Origin of the sequence: Streptomyces venezuelae (assembly GCF_008642355.1) — a bacterium.
GTDB classification, from domain to species: Bacteria; Actinomycetota; Actinomycetes; order Streptomycetales; family Streptomycetaceae; genus Streptomyces; species Streptomyces venezuelae_B.
The window spans coordinates 2629975-2653993 of record NZ_CP029193.1 but is presented as its reverse complement, the minus strand read 5'-3'; the positions used below and the strand labels follow the sequence as shown (position 1 = coordinate 2653993).

Here is a 24019-nt window from a genome sequence, read left to right as displayed (position 1 = left end):
TGTGCGTACGCTCTGCGCTTCGACGCTGATCGGCGAGTTCTTCGTGATCGGCTTCGCGGGCCTGGTCGCCATGAAGGACGACGACCTGTCCATGGGCACGGTCTGGACGGTCTGCGGCATCGCGATGGCGGTGAGCCTGCTGCTCTGCGGGATGGTCACCCGGCCCGGCGGGGTGCAGCTCGGCTGGGCCCTCCAGGTCGCGCTGATCGCGAGCGGTTTCGTGGTGCCGACGATGTTCTTCCTCGGCGCCGTCTTCGCGGCCATCTGGTGGGCTTCGGTCCACTTCGGCCGCAAGATCGACGAGGCCAAGGCCCGCTTCGCGGCCATGGCGGAGGGGCAGCCGGAGGCCGGAGGTAACGCGGCGTAGCCGACCCCGGTATCGTGCGGCCCAATCCCACCCGATCGCATCGATCGTACGAACACCTCTTGGAGCCGCACATGAGCCAGCGCACCCTCGTCCTGCTGAAGCCCGACGCCGTCCGCCGTGGCCTGATCGGCGAGATCATCGGCCGCATCGAGCGCAAGGCGGGCTGGACGATCTCCGCGCTGGAGCTGCGTTCGCTGGACCAGGAGACCCTGGAGCAGCACTACGGCGAGCACAAGGGCAAGCCCTTCTACGAGCCGCTGGTCGCCTTCATGTCGTCCGGGCCCGTCGTCGCGCTCGTCGTCGAGGGCGAGCGGGTCATCGAGGGCGTGCGCGCGCTCGCCGGACCGACCGACCCGATCGCCGCGGCGCCGGGCTCGATCCGCGGCGACTTCGGCACGATCGTCCGGGAGAACCTGATCCACGCCTCGGACTCGGAGGAGTCCGCGGAGCGCGAGCTCAAGATCTTCTTCCCGGGCGTCGGCTAGTCCGATCAGCCGGACCAGTCAGGCCGGTCAGACCAGTCGGACCAATCGGATCAGCCCGACACGCGACTTTCTGACTTCATGTCAGAAGTACGCCGTTCCTGCCCCGGACGGCCGAAGGAATTCGGCCGTCCTTTGGCATATGCGCCCCCATTGGGGGAACCCGTGCCTCCGATGGCACGTCTCCAAGAGCGAGGCGGCCCATCATCTGCTGACAATGGCGAAGACCCTAGCGCCGTGTTCGCGCAGCCGAGACTACGATGGAAGCCTCCACTGCCACACAGCACCCACCTCGCCTACCTAAAAAGCCATCACACGCTCCACTAGGGAAGGCCAGACGCATCCTCATGGGGAACAACATGTCGTTCATCGGCCGTGACATGGCTGTCGACCTCGGGACCGCCAACACGCTGGTGTACGTCAGGGGTCGGGGGATCGTACTCAACGAGCCGTCCGTCGTCGCGATCAACACCAACACCGGTGGCATTCTCGCGGTCGGCGCAGAAGCGAAGAAGATGATCGGGCGCACGCCCGGCAACATCGTCGCGGTGCGCCCGCTGAAGGACGGCGTGATCGCCGACTTCGAGATCACCGAGCGCATGCTCCGCTACTTCATCCTGAAGATCCACAAGCGGCGCTACCTCGCCCGTCCGCGCGTCGTCGTCTGCGTGCCCTCCGGCATCACCGGCGTCGAGCGCCGCGCCGTCATCGAGGCCTCCTCGCAGGCCGGCGCGCGCCAGGTGCACATCATCGAGGAGCCCATGGCCGCGGCCATCGGCTCCGGCCTCCCGGTCCACGAGGCCACGGGCAACATGGTGGTCGACATCGGCGGCGGCACCACCGAGGTCGCGGTCATCAGCCTCGGCGGAATCGTCACGGCACAGTCGATCCGCGTCGCCGGCGACGAGCTGGACAACGCGATCATCCAGCACATCAAGAAGGAGTACTCCCTCCTCCTGGGCGAGCGCACCGCCGAGCAGATCAAGATCACCATTGGTTCGGCGTACGACATGGACGCCGACGAGCACACCGAGATCCGCGGCCGGGACCTGGTCTCCGGGCTGCCCAAGACCGTCGTCATCTCCGCCGCCGAGGTCCGCAAGGCCATCGAGGAGCCGGTCAACGCGATCGTCGACGCGGTCAAGACCACCCTCGACAAGTGCCCGCCCGAGCTGTCGGGCGACGTCATGGACCGAGGCATCGTCCTCACCGGCGGCGGCGCCCTGCTGCGCGGCCTCGACGAGCGGCTGCGCAGGGAGACCGGTATGCCGATCCACATCGCCGAGGACCCGCTGGACAGCGTGGCGCTCGGCTCCGGAAAGTGTGTCGAGGAGTTCGAGGCGTTGCAGCAGGTGCTGGACGCCCAGCCGCGCAGATGACCTGACGCGCGAAGATCCGCCGTACGAGTGCCTGCCGACTCGTGCGGCGGATCGTTGATATAGAGGCAAGACACGCAATTCCCCTGAGGCACGACAATTCCCCAGAACCTCGTGGAACCCGCAGTTTCCACGGAATCCGATTGAGGAAGGCACGCCGCCGCACGTGAGGGACACACGAGAGAGCCGGCTGCTCCTGGTGCTGCTGGTAGCCATCGCGTTCGCTTTGATCACGGTGGACATCCGCGGCGGTGAGGACTCACCGGTCGACGGTGCCCGCCAGGCCGCCGCCACCGTCTTCGGTCCGGTCGAGGAGGGCATGTCCTCCGCCGTCGACCCGATCGGCAACGCCATCGGCGCGGTGCGCGACTCCGGTGAACGCCACAACCGCATCGCCGAACTGGAGCGCCAGAACGCCGCGCTGAAGGCCAAGCTCGGCAGCGACGACCGCAACCGCAGCCGCGTACGCCAGCTCGACAGCATGCTGAAGACAGCGGGCGCCGGGCAGTACGGCATCAAGGGCGCCGAGGTCATCGGGATAGGAGCGGCCCAAGGCTTCTCCTGGACCGTCACCATCGACGCCGGCGCCAACGACGGCATCAAGCGCGACATGACCGTCCTGAACGGCGACGGCCTGGTCGGCCGCGTCACCACGGTCGGCCCGAACACCTCGACCGTCCTGCTCGCCAACGACCCCGACTTCACCGTCGGCACGCGCATGGAGAAGACCGACGAGCTCGGCTTCGCCACCGGACAGGGCGACCGCCCGCTCTCCGTCCAGCTGCTCAACGGCAAGGCCGAGGTCAAGAAGGGCGACCGCCTGGTCACCTTCGGCTCGCGCAAGGACAAGCCGTTCGTGCCGGGCGTCCCGGTCGGCGAGATCGTCCGCGTCGACCCGTCGGGCGGCGACCTGACCCGCAACGTCTACGTGAAGCCGTACGTCGGGTTCACCAAGCTCGACATCGTCGGCGTCGTCGTCGAAGCACCCCGCGAGGACCCGCGCGACACGGTCCTGCCGAAGAAGCCCGAAAAGCCCAAGCCGACCCCGACCGTGACCGTCACGGCCACCCCGTCGGGACGGCCGGTGGACGGCGCCGACGCCGGCAACGACGAGCAGTAGGAGACCGGACCCATGCGCTTCAACCGAATCCTGCTGTCCGCCACCCTCGTCGTCGTCGCCCTGGTCATCCAGGTCAGCGTCCTGGCGCGGCTCCAGCTGCCGGGCGCCGTCCCGGACCTCGTCCTGCTCACCGTCCTCGGCCTCGCCCTGGTCTACGGCCACGTCGGCGGCGCCCTCGTCGGCTTCGGCGCGGGCCTCCTCGCCGACTTGGCACCGCCCGCCGACCACGCCGCGGGCCGGTACGCGCTCGTGCTCTGCGTCATCGGCTACCTCGCGGGCCTCGCCAAGCCCGACGGCGGCCGGCTCCGTTCCGCCACCGGGCCGCTCGTCGTGGTGGTCAGTGCCGCCATCGGATCGACGCTGCTGTACGCGGGCGTCGGCGCCCTCGTCGGCGACACCGCCGCCCGCCATGTGGGCCTGGTCGGACTCCTGTTCACCGCCGCGCTCTACGACCTGCTGCTCGCCCCGTTCACCGTGCCGCTGATCATCGCGCTGGCCCGGCGTGCCGACAACGACCCGCTCGGGGAGAACGGACCCGCCAACAAGGCGGCCGACGTCTCCTCCGGCTGGCTCTCCTCCGGCACCGGCCTGAGCATCGGCAACCAGCGCGGCAGCGGCCTGCGCGCGAAGGCCGCCAAGGCCCGCGTCGCCCGCGCCGGACGCATCAAGGGGGTCAAGCGCCTGTGACCAACATCCCCGAGACCGGACGGACCCCACGCGTCCAGATCCGTCTCGTCATCATCCAGATCCTCGTCGTCTCCCTCCTGCTCACCCTCGGCGGCCGCCTCTGGTACCTCCAGGTCCGCAACGGCGACGAGTACGCCGAGGAGGCCTCCGGCAACCACGTCCAGCAGGTCGTCCAGCCCGCCGTGCGCGGCTCGATCCTCGACGCCCGGGGCGTGCCCATCGCCGACAACGAGACCCGACTCGTCGTCTCCGCGTCCCGCACCGACCTGATGAAGATGAAGGACGACGGCAAGGCGGTCCTCGCCAAGCTCGCCGACGTCCTCGACATGACGCCCGAAGAGGTCGAGGGCAAGGTCCGCCTCTGCGACGCCAAGACGCCGCAGCCCTGCTGGAACGGCTCGCCCTACCAGCCCATCCCGATCACCGACGAGGCGACGCCCAAGCAGGCCCTGCAGATCCGCGAGCGCTCCGAGGACTTCCCCGGCATCACCGCCGAACCCACGGCCGTCCGCCGTTACGCGGCCCCCGGCAAGTCCAACACCGCGCAGGTCCTCGGCTACCTCTCGCCCGTCACGGACGAGGAGATCAAGAAGGCCGAGAACACCGACTCGCCGTTCCTCCGCTCGGACATGGTCGGCCGCTCGGGCCTGGAGCGCACGTACGACAAGCAGTTGCGCGGCAAGGCCGGCGTCACGCGCTACGAGGTGGACAACCTCGGCCGTGTCATCGGCGAGGCCGACGCGGACGCCGCGCGGCCCGGCGCGAACGTCGTCACCAGCATCGACGCGCGCGTGCAGGCCGTCGCCGAGTACTGGCTGAACGACGCGATGAAGAAGGCCCGCAAGGAGTTCGACAAGAACACCAACGAGAACTACAAGGCGGACGCGGGCGCCGTCGTCGTCATGGAGAACAAGACCGGACGCGTCGTCTCCATGGCCTCCAACCCGACGTACGACCCGAACGCCTGGGTCGGCGGCATCACCGGCAAGGACTACGCGCGCCTCACCGGCAAGAAGTCCAACTATCCGCTGCTGAACCGCGCCATCCAGGGCCAGGCCGCCCCCGGCTCCATCTTCAAGGTCATCCCCACGACCGCGGCGGTCAACGCGGGCTACGACTTCAACGACCGCTACCCGTGCCCCAGCTCGTACTCCATCGGCGGCCAGACCTTCAAGAACTACGAGTCCAAGGGCCACGGCTCCATCACCCTCGGCCAGGCCCTCGAGGTCTCCTGCGACACCGTCTTCTACAAGCTGTCGCACGACCAGTGGCGCAAGGACGGCGGCAACAAGCCCGTCAAGGACCCCAAGGACTGGTTCTACAAGACCGCCCACCAGTTCGGCCTCGGCAAGGAGACCGGCATCGACCTCCCCAACGAGGTCACGGGCCGCGTCCCCGACCGCCAGTGGAAGAAGGACTACTGGAAGGCCAACAAGGACGCCTGGTGCAAGCAGGGCAAGAAGAGCGGCGGCGACTACGCCGAACGCATCGCCTACGAGAACTGCCTCGAAGGCATGAAGATGCGCGCCGGTGACTCCGTCAACTACTCCATCGGCCAGGGCGACACCCTCGTGACGCCCATACAGATGGCCACGATCTACGCGGCCATCGCCAACGGCGGCACCCTGTACGACCCCACCGTCGGCAAGGCGATCGTCAGCGCCGACGGCCGCCAGGTCGAGGAGATCGCACCGAAGTCGCACGGCAAGCTGCCGTTCGACGCCAAGACGCAGAAGGACATAGACGGTGCCCTCGCCGACGTCGCCACGCGCGGCACGGCGGCCTGGCGGTTCCAGGGCTGGCCGCAGGACAAGATCCCGATGCACGCCAAGACCGGTACCGCCGAGGTCTACGGCAAGCAGACCACCTCGTGGTTCGCGACGTACACCAAGGACTACACGATCGTCATGACGATCTCCCAGGGCGGTACGGGCTCCGGCGCCTCGGGACCCGCCGTCCGCCAGATCTACAACGCGATCTACGGCCTGGACGACGAGGGCAAGCAGGACCTGAAGAAGGCCCTCCTGCCCGAGCCGCAGAAGAACCTGCCGAAGATCAAGCCCGACGGCTCCATCGCCTCCCCGAAGATCAAGCCGTACAAGCCCGCGGCACCCAAGCCGCCGACGGAGCAGCAACTGGCCGGCCCGCCGGCCGACTGGAGGCGCGACTGATGACCGGCAACGGCTTCTCCGTCTCCGGATACGGTCCCGAGCGCTCCGGGGTGTCGCGGCTCCTGGCCCGCGACTCGATAGTGCGTCGGCTGGACTGGCCGATGCTGATCGCGGCGATCGCCCTCTCCGGGATCGGCACCGCGCTCGTCTACTCGGCGACCCGCAACCGCACCGAGCTCGTCGGTGACGACCCGTACTCCTTCGCGCTCAAGCACGTCCTGAACACCGGCATCGGATTCGCCCTGATGATCGGCACCGTCTGGCTCGGCCACCGCACCCTGCGCACGGCCGTGCCGATCCTCTACGGCATCTCCGTCTTCCTGGTCCTGCTCGTCCTCACCCCGCTCGGCGCGACGATCAACGGTGCGCACGCGTGGATCGTGCTCGGCGGCGGCTTCTCGCTCCAGCCCTCCGAGTTCGTGAAGATCACGATCATCCTGGGCATGGCGATGCTGCTCGCGGCGCGCGTCGACGCGGGCGACCGCGAGCACCCCGACCACCGCACGGTGGTGCAGGCGCTCGGTCTGGCCGCCGTCCCGATAGCGATCGTCCTGCTCATGCCCGACCTCGGCTCGGTCATGGTGATGGCGATGATCGTCCTCGGCGTGCTGCTCGCCTCCGGCGCCTCCAACCGCTGGGTCTTCGGACTGCTCGGCGCGGGCGTCGCCGGTGGCGTCGCCATATGGCAGCTGGGCGTCCTCGACGACTACCAGATCGCCCGCTTCGCCGCCTTCGCCAACCCCGCCCTCGACCCGGCGGGCGTCGGCTACAACACCAACCAGGCGCGCATCGCGATCGGCTCGGGTGGTCTGACCGGCACGGGGCTGACCAAGGGCTCCCAGACCACCGGCCAGTTCGTCCCCGAGCAGCAGACCGACTTCGTCTTCACCGTCGCCGGCGAGGAGCTCGGCTTCGTGGGCGCGGGCGCCATCCTGGTCCTGCTCGGCGTCGTCCTGTGGCGCGCCTGCCGCATCGCCCGCGAGACCACCGAGCTGTACGGCACCATCGTCGCCGCCGGCATCATCGCGTGGTTCGCCTTCCAGTCCTTCGAGAACATCGGGATGACCCTCGGCATCATGCCGGTCGCGGGTCTGCCGCTGCCCTTCGTGTCCTACGGAGGGTCGTCGATGTTCGCGGTCTGGGTGGCCGTCGGACTGCTCCAGTCGATCAAGGTGCAACGGCCGATGTCGGCCTAGTGGGGTCCGGTGACGCCGCAGGCATGTTTGCCGTTCGATTTCGCGTCTAGATTCAACTCATGGCGGAGACGAAGCGCGAGATTGAGCGGAAGTACGACGTCAAAGCGGGCACCGAGCTGCCGGACCTCACCGGGGTCGCGGGCGTCGTCGACAAAGGCACGGCGGACCTGGACGCCGTCTACTGGGACACCCCCGACCAGCGGCTCGCCGCCGCCTCCATCACCCTGCGGCGCCGCACCGGCGGCCACGACGCGGGCTGGCACCTGAAACTCCCCGTGTCGCTCGCCGACGGCGTGCGCGACGAGGTCCACGCGCCGCTCTCGGACACGGTGCCGCGCGCTCTGCTCGGCCTCGTGCGCGCCCGGGTGCGCGAGGCCGAACTGGCGCCGCTGCTCCGTCTGGAGACCACACGGCACGTACGGCACCTCGTCGACGCCGAGGGCACCCTGCTCGCCGAGGTCAGCCTCGACGCGGTGCGCGCCGAGCGGTGCGCCCCCGGCGGGGAGCGCATCGGCTGGTCCGAGCTGGAGGTCGAGCTCGCCGACGACGGCGACCCGCGACTGCTCGACAAGGTCGACAAGAAGCTCCGCAAGGCGGGCGTCCGGCGCTCGCTGTGGTCCTCGAAGCTGAACCGGGCCCTGCGCACGACGGCACCGATGGACGGCAAGACCAAGCGGACCGACGACGAGGGCACGGGCCACGCCGTCGTCCACCTTGAGGACGACACACCCGTCTCCTCCGGAGACCACGTCCTCACCCGCCTCCGCACCCAGCGCGACGCCCTCCTCGCCCTCGACCCCGCCGTCCGCCGCGACCTGCCCGACTCCGTGCACCAGATGAGGGTCGCCACGAGGCGGCTGCGCAGCGCCTTCAAGTCGTACCGGAAGATCCTCGACCGCACCGTCACCGACCCCATCGGCGAAGAGCTCAAGTGGCTCGCCGCCGAGCTGGGCGTCGACCGTGACCAGGAAGTCCTCACCGAACGGCTCACCGACCGCATCGGCGCGCTGCCCAGGACCCTCCTCCTCGGGCCGGTCCGCGGCCGTCTGCGCATCTGGACCGTCGCCCGCAGCGCCGGATCCCGCCGCAGGACGGTCGCCGTCCTGGAGAGCAAGCGCTACCTCGCCCTCCTCGACAGCCTCGACGCCCTGCTCGCCGACCCCCCGCTGCGCCCCGCGGCCGCCGCGCCCCCCGAGAAGGCCCTCGTCAAGGCGGCCCTCAAGGACTACGAACGCCTCGCCACCCGTATCGAGCACGCCCTCGGCCTGCCCCCGGGCCAGGAACGCGACGTGGCCCTGCACGACGCCCGCAAGGCCGCCAAGCGCGCCCGGTACGCGGGCGAGGCCGCGACCCCCGCGCTCGGCAAGCCCGCCAAGAAGTTCGCCAAGCGGATGAAGTCCGTCCAGAAAGTGCTCGGCGACCACCAGGACAGCGTCGTCGCCCGCGAGGCCCTGCGCGCCCTCGCCATCCAGGCACACCTGGCGGGGGAGTCCGCCTTCACCTGGGGCCTGCTGTACGGGCAGGAGGAGGCCGCGGGCAAGGACCGCGAGCGGGAACTGCCCGAGGCGTGGGCCGAGGCGTCCCGGGCGAAAGTGCGGTCGGCGCTGGGGAGCTGAACGCCGGGGTACGCTTGATGGTCACCCCTGCCAGCTCATGAAGGTTCGCGATGTCTGCCGAGTCGGTCTTCCCACAGCTCGAAGCTCTGCTCCCGCATGTGCAGAAGCCCATCCAGTACGTCGGCGGTGAGCTGAACAGCACCGTCAAGCCGTGGGAATCCTGCGATGTCCGCTGGGCGCTCATGTACCCCGACGCGTACGAGGTGGGGCTGCCCAACCAGGGCGTCATGATCCTCTACGAGGTCCTGAACGAACGCGAGGGCGTGCTCGCCGAGCGCACCTACAGCGTCTGGCCCGACCTGGAGGCCCTGATGCGCGAGCACCAGGTCCCCCAGTTCACGGTCGACAGCCACCGCCCCGTCGGCGCCTTCGACGTCTTCGGGCTCAGCTTCTCCACCGAGCTGGGCTACACCAACATGCTGACCGCCCTGGACCTCGCGGGCATCCCGCTGGAGTCCAAGGACCGCACCGTCGACCACCCGATCGTGCTCGCCGGCGGCCACGCCGCGTTCAACCCCGAGCCGATCGCCGACTTCATCGACGCCGCGATCATCGGCGACGGCGAGCAGGCCGTCCTCGACATGACCGAGATCATCCGCGCCTGGAAGGCCGAGGGCCGTCCCGGCGGCCGCGAAGAGGTGCTCTTCCGCCTCGCCAGGACCGGCTCGGTCTACATCCCGGCGTTCTACGACGTCGAGTACCTCCCGGACGGCCGCATCGGCCGCGTCGTCCCCAACCGCAGCGGCGTGCCGTGGCGCGTGTCCAAGCACACCGTCATGGACCTCGACGAGTGGCCCTACCCCAAGCAGCCCCTCGTCCCGCTCGCCGAGACCGTCCACGAGCGCATGTCCGTGGAGATCTTCCGCGGCTGCACCCGCGGCTGCCGTTTCTGCCAGGCCGGCATGATCACGCGCCCCGTGCGGGAGCGAAGCATCACCGGCATCGGCGACATGGTCGACAAGGGTCTCAAGGCGACCGGCTTCGAAGAGGTCGGCCTGCTCTCGCTCTCCTCCGCCGACCACAGCGAGATCGCCGACGTCGCGAAGGGCCTCGCCGACCGGTACGAGGAGGACAAGATCGGCCTGTCCCTCCCCTCGACCCGCGTCGACGCCTTCAACGTGGACCTGGCCAACGAGCTGACCAGGAACGGCCGCAGGTCGGGCCTGACCTTCGCCCCCGAGGGCGGCTCCGAGCGCATGCGCAAGGTCATCAACAAGATGGTGTCCGAGGAAGACCTCATCCGCACCGTCTCCACGGCGTACGGCAACGGCTGGCGGCAGGTGAAGCTGTACTTCATGTGCGGCCTGCCCACCGAGACCGACGACGACGTCCTGCAGATCGCCGACATGGCGACGAAGGTCATCCAGAAGGGCCGCGAGGTCTCCGGCTCGAACGACATCCGCTGCACGGTCTCCATCGGCGGTTTCGTGCCCAAGCCGCACACGCCGTTCCAGTGGGCCCCGCAGCTCTCCTCCGAGGAGACGGACGCCCGCCTGGAGAAGCTCCGCGACAAGATCCGCGGCGACAAGAAGTACGGCCGCTCGATCGGTTTCCGCTACCACGACGGCAAGCCCGGCATCGTCGAGGGCCTGCTCTCGCGCGGCGACCGCCGCATCGGCGCCGTCATCCGCGCCGTCTACGAAGAGGGCGGCCGCTTCGACGGCTGGCGCGAGCACTTCTCGTACGAGCGCTGGATGCGCTGCGCCGAGAAGACGCTGCCCGAGATGGGCGTCGACGTCGACTGGTACACCACGCGCGAGCGCACCTACGAAGAAGTGCTGCCCTGGGACCACCTGGACTCCGGTCTCGACAAGGACTGGCTCTGGGAGGACTGGCAGGACTCGCTCGACGAGACCGAGGTCGAGGACTGCCGCTGGACCCCGTGCTTCGACTGCGGCGTCTGCCCGCAGATGGACACGCACATCCAGATCGGCCCCACCGGCAAGAAGCTCCTGCCGCTCACCGTCGTGAAGTAACCGAGACACCTGACAGTGCCTCGACTCGCCCCGCCCTCCGGCCTGGTGCACCGCTCCTTCATCGCCGCGATGGAGGAGTTCCGGGCCGAGGGCCGGGGCGGGCCCGACGACGACACGACACTCGGCGCCACCCTGCGCGACTACGGTCCGCGCTGGCGCGACCCCGCGGTCTTCGAGGCGTACGTCGCCGAGGTCCGTGCCGCCGCCCACCCCGCCGCGCCGCACTCCGTCCCCGTCACGACCCTCTGGTACGTCGACGGCGCCGACTACCTCGGCAGGATCGCCATCCGGCACACCATCGCCACCCGCTTCCTGCGCGAGTACGGCGGCCACATCGGCTACGACGTCCGCCCCACCGCCCGGCTCCGCGGCCACGCCACCGCCATGCTGCGCGGCTGCCTCCCGCACGCCGCCGGACTCGGCCTGGAGTCCGTCCTGGTGACCTGCGACACCGACAACACCGGCTCGCGCAAGGTCATCGAGGCGGCGGGCGGCACGTTCGAGGACGAGCGGAGCGGGAAACTGCGCTACTGGATCCGAACCGGCGCCGCGCGCGTCTAGGACAACATGGACCTGGAGAAACGGCCTGACCAACAGGTCGCGCAGCCCGTGCTGCCCGCACAGCCTGCGATGCCCGCACAGCCTGCAACGCCCGCGCCGCCCATGGCACCCGCGCAGGCCGACGGGTGTCTCGCCGTCGCGATCCGCATCCCGGTGCGCATCGTCGTGCTCGTACTCGTCGTTCCCGTACGCCTGGTGTGGGACGCGCTCGCCGTGTGCGGCGCCTTCCTTTACCGCAACGCGCTGCGTCCCGTCGGACGGGCCATCGGCGCCGTACTGACGTGGCTGTGCAAGGCCGTCTTCGTGTGGCCGTGGGTGGGCCTGTGGCGGTACGTGGTCGTGCCCGTCGGAAAGGGCCTCGCCTGGCTGGGCCGCGGCCTGTTCGTCGTCCCCGCGACATGGCTCTACACGCGCGTGCTGACCCCCATCGGACACGGCATCGCCTGGCTGGGCCGGGTCCTCTTCGTCATCCCGGCGACGTGGCTCTACGCGCGCGTGCTCACGCCGATCGGACACGCCCTGTGGGACGGCCTCGTGTGGCTCGGCAAAGCCGTCTTCGTGTGGCCGTGGGTGGGCCTGTGGCGGTACGTGGTCGTGCCCGTCGGCATCGCGATCGCCTGGCTGGTGCGGACGCTGATCGTGGTGCCCGCCGTCTGGCTGTACAGGGCCGTGCTCACACCGGTCGGACGCGGCATCGCCACGCTGCTCCGCTGGATCTTCGTCGTGCCCCTCGTCGCCCTGTGGCGCTGGGTCCTCGCCCCTGCAGGAAAGGCGATCGCCGTCGTCGCGCGGGAGATCGCCGACGCCTTCGGACACGCGTGGCGCATCGCCGGGCACATCTCCCTCGTCGTGGGCCGCTTCCTCGGCACACTCCTTCGGTGGATCTTCGTCGAGCCGGTCCGATGGGTGTACCGCACCGTGCTCACGCCCGTCGGACACGTCCTCCGTGACGCGCTGTGGAAGCCCGTCGCCGCGGCCGTCCGGAGCGTCGGCCGCACCACGCGGCGCGCGCTCACCTCGGCCAGGGACACCGTCCGCCAGACGCGCGCCGACATACGCCGCATGCTGTTCGGAGCGCCCCGCGAGGCGGTCCCGGTGGCCCGGCGGGAACCCGACACGCCCGAGACACGTACTCTAGGCAGCAGTACGACCGCACTCATGAAGGACTGACGACACTGGGCAAGCGACAGCCCGTAGGCCCGCCGCCCGCACCCGCGGTGCAGCGCATCCGACTGCGCTACACCAAGCGCGGCCGCCTCCGGTTCACCAGCCACCGTGACTTCCAGCGCGCCTTCGAGCGTGCGCTGCGCCGCGCCGAGGTGCCCATGGCGTACTCGGCGGGCTTCACCCCGCACCCCAAGGTGTCGTACGCCAACGCCGCACCCACGGGCACGGGCAGTGAGGCCGAGTACCTGGAGATCGCGCTCACCGCACCGCGCGACCCGGACAAGCTCCGCGAGCTCCTCGACGAGTCGATGCCCGCCGGGCTCGACATCGTCGACGCCGTCGAGTCCCGCACCTCGGGGCTCGCCGACCGGCTGACGGCCTCCGTCTGGGAGCTGCGCCTGGACGGCGTGGAGCCCGCGGCGGCGCAGCGCGCCGCCGAGCAGTTCACGACGGCCGAGAAGGTCGAGGTCCAGCGCCGCACGAAGAACGGCATGCGCACCTTCGACGCACGCGAGGCCGTGGTGAGCCTGACGACCGTCGACGGCGGACCCACCGCCGCCGACACCGATAGGCCGAGCGACAAGCCCTGTGCGATACTGCGGCTGGTTGTTCGGCACGTGACACCTGCCGTACGACCTGACGACGTCCTGTCCGGTCTCCGAGCTGTGGCCGACCTGGCGCCGCCGGTCCCCGCAGCGGTGACCAGGCTGGCGCAGGGGCTTTTCGATGAAGAGACCGGCACGGTGACCGACCCGCTCGCGCCCGACCGCGAGGCAGACACGGCCGCTCCACCCACGGCCGCCGTACCTGCCGCCGCGAAGGCGCCGGCGCCGGAAGGCCCCCGGTAAGGACGTACGTCACCGCGCAGCCCTCGTACTCGGGAGCCACCTGGGTCGGGCAGCGCACTGACCGAGACTTTCGCCAGGCCGTCCGCACATGGGCGTACGGAACCGGCGAGACAAGACATAGAGCTCCCGTGCGGCGCCCACGCCCCCGGATGGCGGCCCCGCGCACAGCGCGAGCCGCGACATCACCGGACCAGGCGCGGCGCCCGGGAGCGTGACGGGAGAACCGCCCGCATGCTTGAGCCGAACGAACCCACCGAGGGCTCGGACAACAACACCCCCAGCGACACCCTGCCGCCGCGTCGCAGGCGCCGCGCCGCATCGCGTCCCGCAGGCCCGCCGGCCGGCGCCGCCGAAGCCGCGGCTCCGGCCATACCGGCCACCCCCGCCGCCGACGAGGCACCCGCCGCGGCAGCGGCCGAGGAGCCCGCGCAGACGCCCGAGGCCGCCGAGGCCCCCGCGCCGCGCGCACGCCGCCGTGCCACCCGCCGCGCCTCCGCCCCGGCTGGCGCGCCGCAGACCACCGAGACCACCGAGGTCACGGAGCCCGTCGCCCAGGCAGCGCCCGAGGCCGCTCCGCAGGAGCAGCAGCAGGAGGAGGCCGTCGAGGCCCCCGCTGCCCGCCCGCGCCGCCGTGCCACCCGCCGCGCCTCCGCCCCCGCCGGTGCGCCGCAGGCCGCCGTCGAGGAGGCTCCCGCGCAGGCTGAGCCGGTTGCCGAGGAGGATGCGCCGAAGGGGCGTACGCGCCGTCGTGCGACTCGCGGTACTTCCGCGCCCGCCGCGGAGGCTCAGGCCGCCGTCGAGGAGGCTCCCGCGCAGGCTGAGCCGGTTGCCGAGGAGGATGCGCCGAAGGGGCGTACGCGCCGTCGTGCGACCCGTGGTACTTCCGCACCTGCCGCGGAGCCGCAGGCCGCCGAGCACGAGGTGGCCGCCAAGTTCGCCGAGCAGCCGGCCGCCGCCGAGAAGGCACCGGCCGACGAGACCGACGCCGCCGAGGACGACGCGCCCCGCGGCCGTCGCCGCCGCGCCACCCGCAAGACCGCGGCCACCGGGTTCTCCGCGCCGTCCGGACACAAGGCCCGCAAGGCCCAGCGTGCCGACGAGGCCGGTGAGGACGGCGGCCGCAAGCCCGCCCGCCCCGCCGTCGCCGTCTTCCAGGCCCCCGTGTTCGCCGAGCCGATGTTCCAGACCCCGGAGCGCGCCGCCGCGGCAGCTGCCGCCGAGGCCGCCGAGGACACGCCCGCCGAGCCCGAGGCCGAGCCCACGCCCGCCCCCGTCGCCGAGGAGGAGACGACGCCGCGCCGTCGCCGCCGCCGTCGCGCCGCGGACGAGCAGCCCGCCGCCGAGGAGCGCGAGCCGGTCAAGGCCGCAGCCGTCGAGGAGCAGCCGGCCGAGGAGTCCGAGGAGGCCGCCGTCGAGCAGGCCGAGTCCGACGACGACACGGAGGAGTCCGGCGAGCGCCAGGGCCGCCGTCGCCGTCGCGGTGGCCGCCGCCGTCGCCGCGGTGACTCCGCCGACCAGGACAGCGAGCAGAACGACGCGTCGGGCGAGTCCGACGACGACGCCGAGCAGCAGGAGCGCTCCGACGAGGGCGCGTCCGACGAGGCCGACGAGTCCGAGGAGCCCGACGACGGCAACGCCGCCGACGACGCCGCGGAGTCCGGCGGCGCCGGTTCCAGCAGCAGCCGTCGCCGTCGTCGCCGCCGTCGCCGCGCCGGTGACTCCGCCGAGGGCGAGCCGGGCGACGGCGACCCGGAGCGCACGGTCGTCAAGGTCCGCGAGCCCCGCAAGAAGGAGGAGCGCGAGCCCGGCACCGGCGCCGACGAGGTCCAGTCCATCAAGGGCTCGACCCGCCTGGAGGCCAAGAAGCAGCGCCGCCGCGAAGGCCGCGAGCAGGGCCGCCGCCGCGTCCCGATCATCACGGAGGCCGAGTTCCTGGCCCGCCGTGAGGCCGTCGAGCGCGTGATGGTCGTCCGCCAGAACGGCGAGCGCACCCAGATCGGCGTCCTGGAAGACAACGTGCTCGTGGAGCACTACGTCAACAAGGAGCAGGCCACCTCGTACGTCGGCAACGTCTACCTGGGCAAGGTCCAGAACGTGCTGCCGTCCATGGAGGCCGCCTTCATCGACATCGGCAAGGGCCGCAACGCCGTCCTGTACGCCGGCGAGGTCAACTTCGAGGCGCTCGGGATGGCCAACGGCCCCCGCCGCATCGAGTCCGCCCTGAAGTCCGGCCAGTCGGTCCTCGTGCAGGTCACGAAGGACCCGATCGGCCACAAGGGCGCCCGCCTGACCAGCCAGGTCTCACTGCCCGGCCGCTACCTGGTCTACGTGCCCGAGGGCTCGATGACCGGCATCAGCCGCAAGCTGCCCGACACCGAGCGCGCGCGTCTGAAGACCATCCTCAAGAAGATCGTCCCCGAGGACGCGGGCGTCATCGTGCGCACCGCCGCCGAGGGCGCGAGCGAGGACGAGCTGCGCCGCGACGTCGAACGGCTCCAGGGGCAGTGGGAGGACATCCAGAAGAAGGCGAAGGCGATCTCCACGAGCTCGCCGAGCCTCCTGTACGGCGAGCCGGACATGACCGTCCGCGTCGTCCGCGACATCTTCAACGAGGACTTCTCCAAGGTCATCGTCAGCGGCGACGACGCGTGGCAGACCATCCACGGCTACGTCTCGCACGTCGCGCCGGACCTCGCGGACCGCCTCACCAAGTGGACGTCCGAGGTCGACGTCTTCGCGACGTACCGGATCGACGAGCAGCTCGCCAAGGCCCTGGACCGCAAGGTCTGGCTGCCGAGCGGCGGCTCGCTGGTGATCGACAAGACCGAGGCGATGATCGTCGTCGACGTCAACACCGGCAAGTTCACCGGGCAGGGCGGCAACCTCGAAGAGACCGTGACGAGGAACAACCTCGAAGCGGCCGAGGAGATCGTGCGCCAGCTGCGTCTGCGCGACCTGGGCGGCATCGTCGTCATCGACTTCATCGACATGGTCCTGGAGTCGAACCGGGACCTGGTCCTGCGGCGTCTCCTGGAGTGCCTGGGCCGGGACAGGACCAAGCACCAGGTCGCCGAGGTCACCTCGCTGGGCCTGGTCCAGATGACCCGCAAGCGCGTCGGGCAGGGCCTCCTGGAGTCCTTCTCCGAGACCTGCGTGCACTGCAACGGCCGCGGCGTCATCGTGCACATGGAGCAGCCCACCTCCACCGGTGGCGGCGGCAAGCGCAAGAAGCGCGGCCGCGGCGGCTCCGACCAGCAGGACCACGGTCACGAGCACACGCACGAGGTGGAGACGGCGGACGCCGCCGCCGAGCCGGAGACCGAGACCGCGGCGGAGATCGAGGCCGAGGTCGCCGATCCGGTGGCACTGCCCGAGCCCGAGTTCGTCCCGGACGAGGAGCTCTACAGCAGCGCGGCCGAGGCCGAGGCCGCCGCGTCGTCCCGCGGCCGTTCGCGGCGGCGCGCGACGCGCCGGGCGTCGGCCCCGGCGGGTGCTCCCCGCGCGGAGGCCGCCCCCGTGGAGGACGCCCCGCAGGCGGACACCGCCGAGGACGAGGCTCCGAAGGCCGCGAAGAGGTCGGGCAAGAAGACCAAGGCCGCCCAGAAGGCGGAACGGGCCGCGAAGGCCGCTGCCAAGGACGCCGAGGTCCCGGTCGTCGAGTCCGATGTCGCCCGCACCGAGGCACCGGCGGTCGAGGACCCGATGGTCGGCAGCCCCGCGGCCGTCGAGGCGGCCCAGGAGGCACACGCCGAGGCCACCGCCGCTCCGGCGGCCCCCGAGCCGCCGGTGGACGACGCCGCGCCGAAGGGACGCACGCGCCGCCGTGCGGTCCGCAAGGCCACGTCGCCCGCGGGTTCGCCGAAGGCCGCCGAGCCCGAGGCCGCCGAGGTCGTCGTGACGGAGGCCCCGAAGGCGGAGCAGGTCGCCGAGCCGGTGACCGAGACTGTCGCCGAGGCGCCCGTCGCCGACGTCGCGCCGCCGCGTCCGCGCCGTCGCGCGGTGCGCAAGGCCGCCGCGCCGACCGCGTCCGCCGAGGCGGCCGTCATGGTCGTCCCGTCGGCCGAGAAGCCGGCTGCGAAGACCGCCGAGCAGCCCGCCGAGAAGGCCGCGACGGAGTCCGAGGCGCCCGCCGAGGAAGCCGCGCCGGCCAAGAAGACGGCGCGCAAGACGGCGGCCAAGAAGGCGCCCGCGAAGAAGACGGCCGCCAAGAAGACCGCGGCCAAGAAGACGGCCGCCAAGAAGACGACGGCCAAGAAGGCGACGAAGGCGACGGCGAAGAAGGCCGCAGCGGCGGAGCAGACGCCGTCCGGCGTCTCCGCCGGCACCGACGAGGTCTGACCTCTTCGCACACCGGTGCCCCCTGCACGGCGTTCTCCCGCCGGGCAGGGGGCACCGGCGTGTCCGGCAAACAAGTCAATACACCCCGAAAGCGTGAACGAGACGCCCCGGTCTTGGAGCAAGGGGAAGCACCTGTAAAACTCATGAGGTCTGGTAAGTGAACAGGGGCGTGAGCACACGGTTGGGGAGACGGTGCGTCCGCGTCCGGGGGAGGGATGACTGATGGCGCACGCGCGCCTGCGAGGCACGGGACGACACCGTGCGGTGAAACCGGTCAAGGGCGGCCGTCAGGCCGTGGCACTCGCCACGGTCCTCTCGGCGGCCGGGATCCAGGCCGCGGGGTCCGTGGGGACCGCGTCGGCGGACGGCGGGCCCACCTGGATCGAAGGGCCGATCTTCAACGACCCGAAGGGCGACGTCGACGCGCAGCACGCGATCCGGGCCCGCCTGATCGAGCTGACGAACTCCGCCGTGCCCGGCTCGACGATCAAGGTCGCCGTCTATCACGTGTGGGAGGCCTCGGTCGTCGACGCGCTCGTCGACGCGAAGAACCGCGGCGTGCACGTGCAGATACTGCTCGACGAGACCAGCAGGAGCGACCGCCCCACGAACACCTCGTACGACACGCTGAAGACGGCGCTCGGCACGGACAAGGCCAAGTCGTCGTTCGTGTCGCTCTGCCCGAAGGACAAGTCCTGCCTGGGCGACCCCAGGTACGGCAAGTCGATCATGCACAACAAGTTCTGGCTGTTCTCGGAGGTCGAGGGCGCCAGGGACGTGGTCGTGCAGACCACGTCGAACTCGACGCCGTCGGCGCACACCAAGTTCTTCAACGACGCGCTGCTGCTGCCGAACAACCCCGCCATGTACGACGCGTACGCGGAGTACTTCACGGACATGCTCGGCAAGCGCTGGGCCGACTGGGACTACCGCACGGTCAGCAGCGGCCGCTACAAGGCGTACTTCTTCCCGCGCGACGGCACGGTCAACGAGACCGACACCATGTACTCGGTCCTGAACAACGTGAAGTGCACGTACAAGGACGCCGCGGGTGTCACGCAGCACACCAAGGTCCGCGCCGCGATCTTCAAGATCACGCGGAAGCAGATCGCCGACAAGCTCGTCTCGCTGAAGAAGGCGGGCTGCTCGGTGAGCATCCTGTACGCGGAGACGGACAGCGCCAAGAGCCAGGGCGGCACCCCGGGCACCTGGGAGCAGCTGCACACGTCGGGCGGCCCCTCCGTGCGCTGCTACAACGACGACAGGGACCCGCTGCACCCCGGCACCCGCCTCACGACGCCGTACATCATCCACTCGAAGTACCTGCTGGTCGACGGCGTGTACGACGGCAAGCGGAACAAGGTCTCCTTCACCGGCTCGCAGAACTACACGGCGCCGGCGCTCCGCGAGAACGACGAGGCGATCGTCAAGATCGACGACGACTCGGTGCACGACACGTACCGCTCGCACTTCGACCGCACGCGCGCCGTCGCCTGGCCGGGCAGCGCCGACAAGACGGACCTGTGCAAGGGCGTCAAGCCGCTGCCGCCGGACGGTGAGAAGCAGGTCACGTGACCGGGGGCGCGGGGCCGGTTTGACCCTTCCGGGGCGGCCCCGTAACCTTGACCGTCGGCGTGTTCCTATGCACGCCCGCCCCCTGTAAACCTTTTTCCTCTCGTGGCTCCGGCCGTGGGAGAGGCCGCTCCGCTTCTGCGGGCGGCTGGACTGCGGGGGTCCCGTTCCGAGCGAGAGAGAGATCCGCGTGTACGCCATCGTGCGCAGCGGTGGTCGCCAGCACAAGGTTGCTGTCGACGACATCGTTGAGGTTGACAAGATTTCCACTGCCAAGGTTGGCGACACGGTCGAGCTCTCGACCCTGCTCGTTGTCGACGGCGATGCCGTGACCAGCGACCCGTGGGTGCTGGCCGGCATCAAGGTCCAGGCCGAGGTCGTGGACCACCACAAGGGCGCGAAGATCGACATCCTTCGCTACAAGAACAAGACCGGTTACCGCCGTCGTCAGGGTCACCGCCAGCAGTACACGGCGATCAAGATCACCGGCATCCCCACGGCTGCGAAGTAAGGGACTGAGACAAGATGGCACACAAGAAGGGCGCATCGTCCACTCGGAACGGGCGCGACTCCAATGCTCAGCGGCTCGGCGTGAAGCGCTTCGGCGGTCAGCTCGTCAACGCCGGTGAGATCCTGGTCCGCCAGCGCGGCACCCACTTCCACCCGGGCTCGGGCGTCGGCCGCGGCAAGGACGACACCCTGTTCGCGCTGGACGCCGGTGCGGTGGAGTTCGGTACCCACCGTGGCCGCAAGGTCGTGAACATCGTTCCGGCCGCCTGAATCCGTCTTTCTGACTGATCAAGGCGCTCGTCGAGCGAGTTCTGCGAGGGCGGACCTCTTCCCGGTGATCGGGAAGCGGGTCCGCCCTTCGCGTGTTAGACGTAAGACAATTCCGTAAGTTTCTGGAGGCACCCACCATGACCACCTTCGTGGACCGCGTCGAGCTGCACGCCGCCGCGGGTAACGGAGGCCACGGCTGTGCCTCCGTCCACCGTGAGAAGTTCAAGCCGCTCGGCGGACCCGACGGCGGGAACGGCGGCCGCGGCGGTGACGTGATCCTGGTCGTCGACCAGGACGTCACCACGCTCCTCGACTACCACCACAGCCCGCACCGCAAGGCCACCAACGGCCAGCCCGGCGCCGGTGACAACCGCTCCGGCAAGGACGGCCAGGACCTGGTCCTGCCCGTGCCGGACGGCACGGTCGTCCTCGACAAGCAGGGCAACGTCCTCGCCGACCTGGTCGGCCAGGGCACCACCTTCGTCGCGGGCCAGGGCGGCCGCGGCGGCCTCGGCAACGCGGCGCTGGCCTCCGCCCGCCGCAAGGCCCCCGGCTTCGCGCTCCTCGGCGAGCCCGGCGAGGCCCGGGACGTCGTCCTGGAGCTCAAGACCGTCGCCGACGTCGCGCTCGTGGGCTACCCGAGCGCGGGCAAGTCCTCGCTGATCTCCGTGCTGAGCGCCGCGAAGCCGAAGATCGCGGACTACCCGTTCACGACGCTCGTCCCGAACCTCGGCGTGGTCACGGCGGGCTCGACCGTCTACACCGTCGCCGACGTGCCCGGCCTCATCCCCGGCGCCAGCCAGGGCCGCGGCCTCGGCCTGGAGTTCCTGCGGCACGTCGAGCGCTGCAGCGTCCTCGTCCACGTACTCGACACGGCGACCCTGGAGTCCGACCGCGACCCCGTCTCCGACCTCGACGTCATCGAGGCCGAGCTGCGGGAGTACGGCGCGGGCCTGGAGAACCGGCCGCGCATCGTCGTCCTGAACAAGATCGACGTACCCGACGGACAGGACCTCGCCGAAATGGTCAGGCCCGACCTGGAGGCGCGCGGCTACCGCGTCTTCGAGGTGTCCGCCGTCGCCCACAAGGGTCTCAAGGAGCTCTCCTTCGCCCTCGCCGAGCTGGTCGGCGAGGCGCGTGCCGCGAAGCCGAAGGAGGAGGCGACCCGCATCGTCATCCGTCCCAAGGCCGTGGACGACAGCGGCTTCACCGTCACCCGCGAGGAGATCGGCGGCGAGCCGCTGTACCGCGTGCGCGGCGAGAAGCCGGAGCGCTGGGTGCGCCAGACCGACTTCAACAACGACGAGGCCGTCGGCTACCTCGCGGACCGCCTCAGCCGCCTCGGCGTCGAGGACGAGCTGATGAAGGCGGGCGCCCGCAACGGCGACGGCGTCGCCATCGGCCCCGAGGAGAACGCGGTCGTCTTCGACTGGGAGCCGACGATGATGGCGGGCGCGGAGATGCTCGGCCGCCGCGGCGAGGACCACCGCCTCGAAGCGCCCCGCCCGGCCGCGCAGCGCCGCAGGGACCGCGAGGCGGAGCGGGACGAGGCGCAGAAGGAGTACGACGACTTCAAGCCCTTCTAGTCACCGGTCACCGGGCCACAGCACACGAGAGGGCCCCCGGAGCTTCCGAGCTCCGGGGGCCCTCTCGCTGTTGCTGCGGACCGTCACGCCGTGACGGAGTCCTCCGCGCCGTTCGACTCCGACGGGTCCTGCGCCATCTCCTCCGCCGCTTCCTCCGCGACGCGCTGGCCCGGGATGTCCGCGTCGACGCGGGTGGCCATGCGGGCGCGGCGGGCGTCGGCCTTGGCGCTCAGCGCGAGCGCAGCCGCGTTGAAGCGGACCAGGGAAGGCGGGTCCGAGGGGCCCAGGAGGTGCTCCTTGAGCTCCGCGCGGGCCTCGGCGTGCGAGTCCAGCTCCGGCGCGCGTACGGCCTTCAGAAGGGCGGCCACGCCGTCCGCCTCGGGGGTCAGGATCGTCGCTGCGGACGCCGTCGGGAAGCTCGCGCGGAACTCCGCCTCGGACATGCCCGCCGTGTTGGCGACCGCGTACGGCTTCTCGCTGCTCAGCCAGTCGGAGACGACCGAGGAGACATCGCTGATCAGCAGGTCGGCCTGGTTGAAGCAGCTGAAGATCGCGGGACGCGCGGTGGTGATGATCTGGTGCTCCCACTCGGGGAACGACGCCCAGAAAGCGGCCTCCCACGCGGCCGTCGCGGCCGTCACCGCCGCCTGCTGGTCGCCCTCGGGGGCGCCCTGGAGCATCATGCGCTCCTGTTCGTCCGCGCTCTTGCGGAAGCTCCGCGCGGTCAGCCGGTCCAGCTCCGCGGTGCGGCGCACCAGCTCGGCCGCGGCGTCGGCGCCGGGACGGGCACCGGAGCGCTTGGCGTTGGCGGCCAGGATCATCGCCTTGATGCGCTCGTTCGCGGCGCCCGCCGCCGGGTTCTGCGAGCCGGTCATCGGGTGCGGCTTGTAGAGGAGGCGCACGCCCGGGTCCGCGAGGAGCTCACGGACGATGTTCTCACCGGCCAGGACGACCGACGTGTTGCCGGGGTTGCCGTCCCAGCCCTCCCAGGTGGGTGCGTACAGCACGGTCGTGTACGCACCGGTGGGCGCGCCCGAGAACGGGCGGATCGGCGACAGCTGCGGACGGCCGACCTCGACGACGTCCTTGTCGTCGACGCCGATGTCCGCGAGCTGGTAGCGGTCGCGGGCCGCGGGGCCCGCCACCCACACCTCGTCGTACGCCTTCGCGTACGGGTTGCAGGAGGAGAGCTTGTCGCTCTCGCCGTGGTTGATGAAGGCGTGCTTGATCGTCGGGATGCGCAGGACCTGCGAGGTCTTCGCGGCGTTCGCCGGGTGCAGCATCATCTTCAGCGTCGACGTCTCCAGGGAGAACATCGTGGCGACCTTCGGGAAGCAGATGATCGGGACGTCCGTCGCGTCGATCTTCTGGACCATGAAACGTTCGCGCAGCACGATCAGCGGCTTGCCGTCGAGCTCGGAGAGCGTCGAGAGCCACATGTTCGCCTGGTACGCGGACGTGGTGCCGCCGGAGAAGTACATGGCGACGGTCGGCTTGTACTCCGCGAGCCACGCGTCGAGCCACTCCATGACCTTCTCGTCGCTCTTCGCCCGCTTCTTCGGCAGCAGCCAGGTCGCGAGGTAGAGCGCGCCCGCGCCGATCAGGACGAGGGAGACGGCGAGCCCGATGCCGCCCCAGTACGCGTCGGTGGTCGCCGCGGTGACCAGCAGGCCGACCGTCGTCGGGACCGAGAAGGTCAGCAGGCGGTGGGCCTGGCGGCGGGAGAGGATCCGCGGCGGGGCGGCCGACAGGTGCAGCTTCGACGTGTCGATGTTGCGCGTGACGATCGGCAGCGAACGGGTGCGGCGCACCAGCACGGCGACGGCCTGGCAGCCGAAGTGCAGGGCGTAGAAGGAGAGCAGCCCGATCGTCAGCGGCGACTGCTCGGCCAGCGGCTCGATGCCGTCGATGCGCAGCAGGCCGACCAGGATCAGCATGTCGCGCAGGAGCTGGCGCACCGTGACGTCGAAGCGGATCTTGCCAAGGAGGGAGAGGAGGCCCGGCTGCTTGTACTGCAGATAGATGTCGAGCGCGAGGTTCGCGGCGGCCGCGGCGACGAACACCGGGACGTAGGGGATCAGCGCGGTCGCGAGCTGTGTCGCGAAGAGCGCGAACATCGCGAACAGCGCTGACAGCTGCACGATGCGACGGGGGGCGAGTCCGGCAGAGGGCACGG

18 protein-coding genes are annotated in these 24019 nt (G+C 70.6%); 17 read left to right on the top strand and 1 reads right to left on the bottom strand.

Annotated elements, in window-relative coordinates:
* Position 1 precedes the first annotated feature (1 nt).
* From DEJ47_RS12225 to obgE, 17 genes are all read left to right on the top strand, one after another.
* The gene (locus DEJ47_RS12225) at positions 2-367 is read left to right on the top strand and encodes a DUF4233 domain-containing protein (RefSeq protein WP_150167707.1); all 366 of its coding nucleotides are present in this window, start codon (positions 2-4) and stop codon (positions 365-367) included.
* Positions 368-438: 71 nt separating this feature from the next.
* Complete coding sequence (ndk, locus tag DEJ47_RS12220) at positions 439-852, top strand: nucleoside-diphosphate kinase (protein ID WP_150167705.1); 414 nt, start codon at positions 439-441, stop codon at positions 850-852.
* A 356-nt stretch (positions 853-1208) separates the two neighbouring features.
* On the top strand, positions 1209-2228 hold the full coding sequence (locus tag DEJ47_RS12215; protein WP_030362602.1) for a rod shape-determining protein: 1020 nt from the start codon (positions 1209-1211) through the stop codon (positions 2226-2228).
* A 163-nt stretch (positions 2229-2391) separates the two neighbouring features.
* Positions 2392-3345: a rod shape-determining protein MreC gene (mreC, locus tag DEJ47_RS12210; protein ID WP_150167703.1), complete on the top strand. Its 954-nt coding sequence runs from the start codon at positions 2392-2394 to the stop codon at positions 3343-3345.
* Positions 3346-3357: 12 nt separating this feature from the next.
* Positions 3358-4032, top strand: a complete 675-nt coding sequence (mreD, locus tag DEJ47_RS12205; protein ID WP_150167701.1) for a rod shape-determining protein MreD — start codon at positions 3358-3360, stop codon at positions 4030-4032.
* Positions 4029-6203 (top strand): penicillin-binding protein 2, encoded by a 2175-nt coding sequence (gene mrdA, locus DEJ47_RS12200; protein ID WP_150167699.1) that lies wholly within the window; start codon positions 4029-4031, stop codon positions 6201-6203. The genes mreD and mrdA overlap by 4 nt, the downstream gene beginning before the upstream one ends.
* Positions 6203-7399 (top strand): rod shape-determining protein RodA, encoded by a 1197-nt coding sequence (gene rodA / locus DEJ47_RS12195; RefSeq protein WP_150167697.1) that lies wholly within the window; start codon positions 6203-6205, stop codon positions 7397-7399. The genes mrdA and rodA overlap by 1 nt, the downstream gene beginning before the upstream one ends.
* A gap of 59 nt (positions 7400-7458) precedes the next feature.
* On the top strand, positions 7459-9015 hold the full coding sequence (locus DEJ47_RS12190; RefSeq protein ID WP_150167695.1) for a CYTH and CHAD domain-containing protein: 1557 nt from the start codon (positions 7459-7461) through the stop codon (positions 9013-9015).
* A gap of 50 nt (positions 9016-9065) precedes the next feature.
* A complete protein-coding gene (locus DEJ47_RS12185) occupies positions 9066-10991 on the top strand; it encodes a TIGR03960 family B12-binding radical SAM protein (RefSeq protein ID WP_150167693.1) in 1926 nt (641 codons plus the stop codon).
* A gap of 15 nt (positions 10992-11006) precedes the next feature.
* On the top strand, positions 11007-11552 hold the full coding sequence (locus DEJ47_RS12180; RefSeq protein ID WP_190415369.1) for a GNAT family N-acetyltransferase: 546 nt from the start codon (positions 11007-11009) through the stop codon (positions 11550-11552).
* A 6-nt stretch (positions 11553-11558) separates the two neighbouring features.
* Positions 11559-12722, top strand: a complete 1164-nt coding sequence (locus tag DEJ47_RS12175; protein WP_398334136.1) for a hypothetical protein — start codon at positions 11559-11561, stop codon at positions 12720-12722.
* 47 nt (positions 12723-12769) lie between these two features.
* Positions 12770-13567, top strand: coding sequence for a TIGR03936 family radical SAM-associated protein (locus DEJ47_RS12170; RefSeq protein ID WP_150167690.1), 798 nt, complete (start codon positions 12770-12772; stop codon positions 13565-13567).
* A 231-nt stretch (positions 13568-13798) separates the two neighbouring features.
* Positions 13799-17905, top strand: a complete 4107-nt coding sequence (locus DEJ47_RS12165) for a ribonuclease E/G (RefSeq protein ID WP_150167688.1) — start codon at positions 13799-13801, stop codon at positions 17903-17905.
* A 222-nt stretch (positions 17906-18127) separates the two neighbouring features.
* Positions 18128-19480, top strand: a complete 1353-nt coding sequence (locus DEJ47_RS12160; protein WP_150167686.1) for a phospholipase D-like domain-containing protein — start codon at positions 18128-18130, stop codon at positions 19478-19480.
* A gap of 187 nt (positions 19481-19667) precedes the next feature.
* The gene (rplU, locus tag DEJ47_RS12155; protein ID WP_055566950.1) at positions 19668-19988 is read left to right on the top strand and encodes a 50S ribosomal protein L21; all 321 of its coding nucleotides are present in this window, start codon (positions 19668-19670) and stop codon (positions 19986-19988) included.
* 14 nt (positions 19989-20002) lie between these two features.
* Positions 20003-20257, top strand: a complete 255-nt coding sequence (gene rpmA / locus DEJ47_RS12150) for a 50S ribosomal protein L27 (RefSeq protein ID WP_150167684.1) — start codon at positions 20003-20005, stop codon at positions 20255-20257.
* A gap of 137 nt (positions 20258-20394) precedes the next feature.
* The gene (gene obgE, locus DEJ47_RS12145; protein ID WP_150167682.1) at positions 20395-21843 is read left to right on the top strand and encodes a GTPase ObgE; all 1449 of its coding nucleotides are present in this window, start codon (positions 20395-20397) and stop codon (positions 21841-21843) included.
* An 83-nt stretch (positions 21844-21926) separates the two neighbouring features.
* On the opposite strand, the gene DEJ47_RS12140 is transcribed toward obgE, so the two are convergent.
* Positions 21927-24017 (bottom strand): hypothetical protein, encoded by a 2091-nt coding sequence (locus tag DEJ47_RS12140; protein WP_150167680.1) that lies wholly within the window; start codon positions 24015-24017, stop codon positions 21927-21929.
* Positions 24018-24019 lie beyond the last annotated feature (2 nt).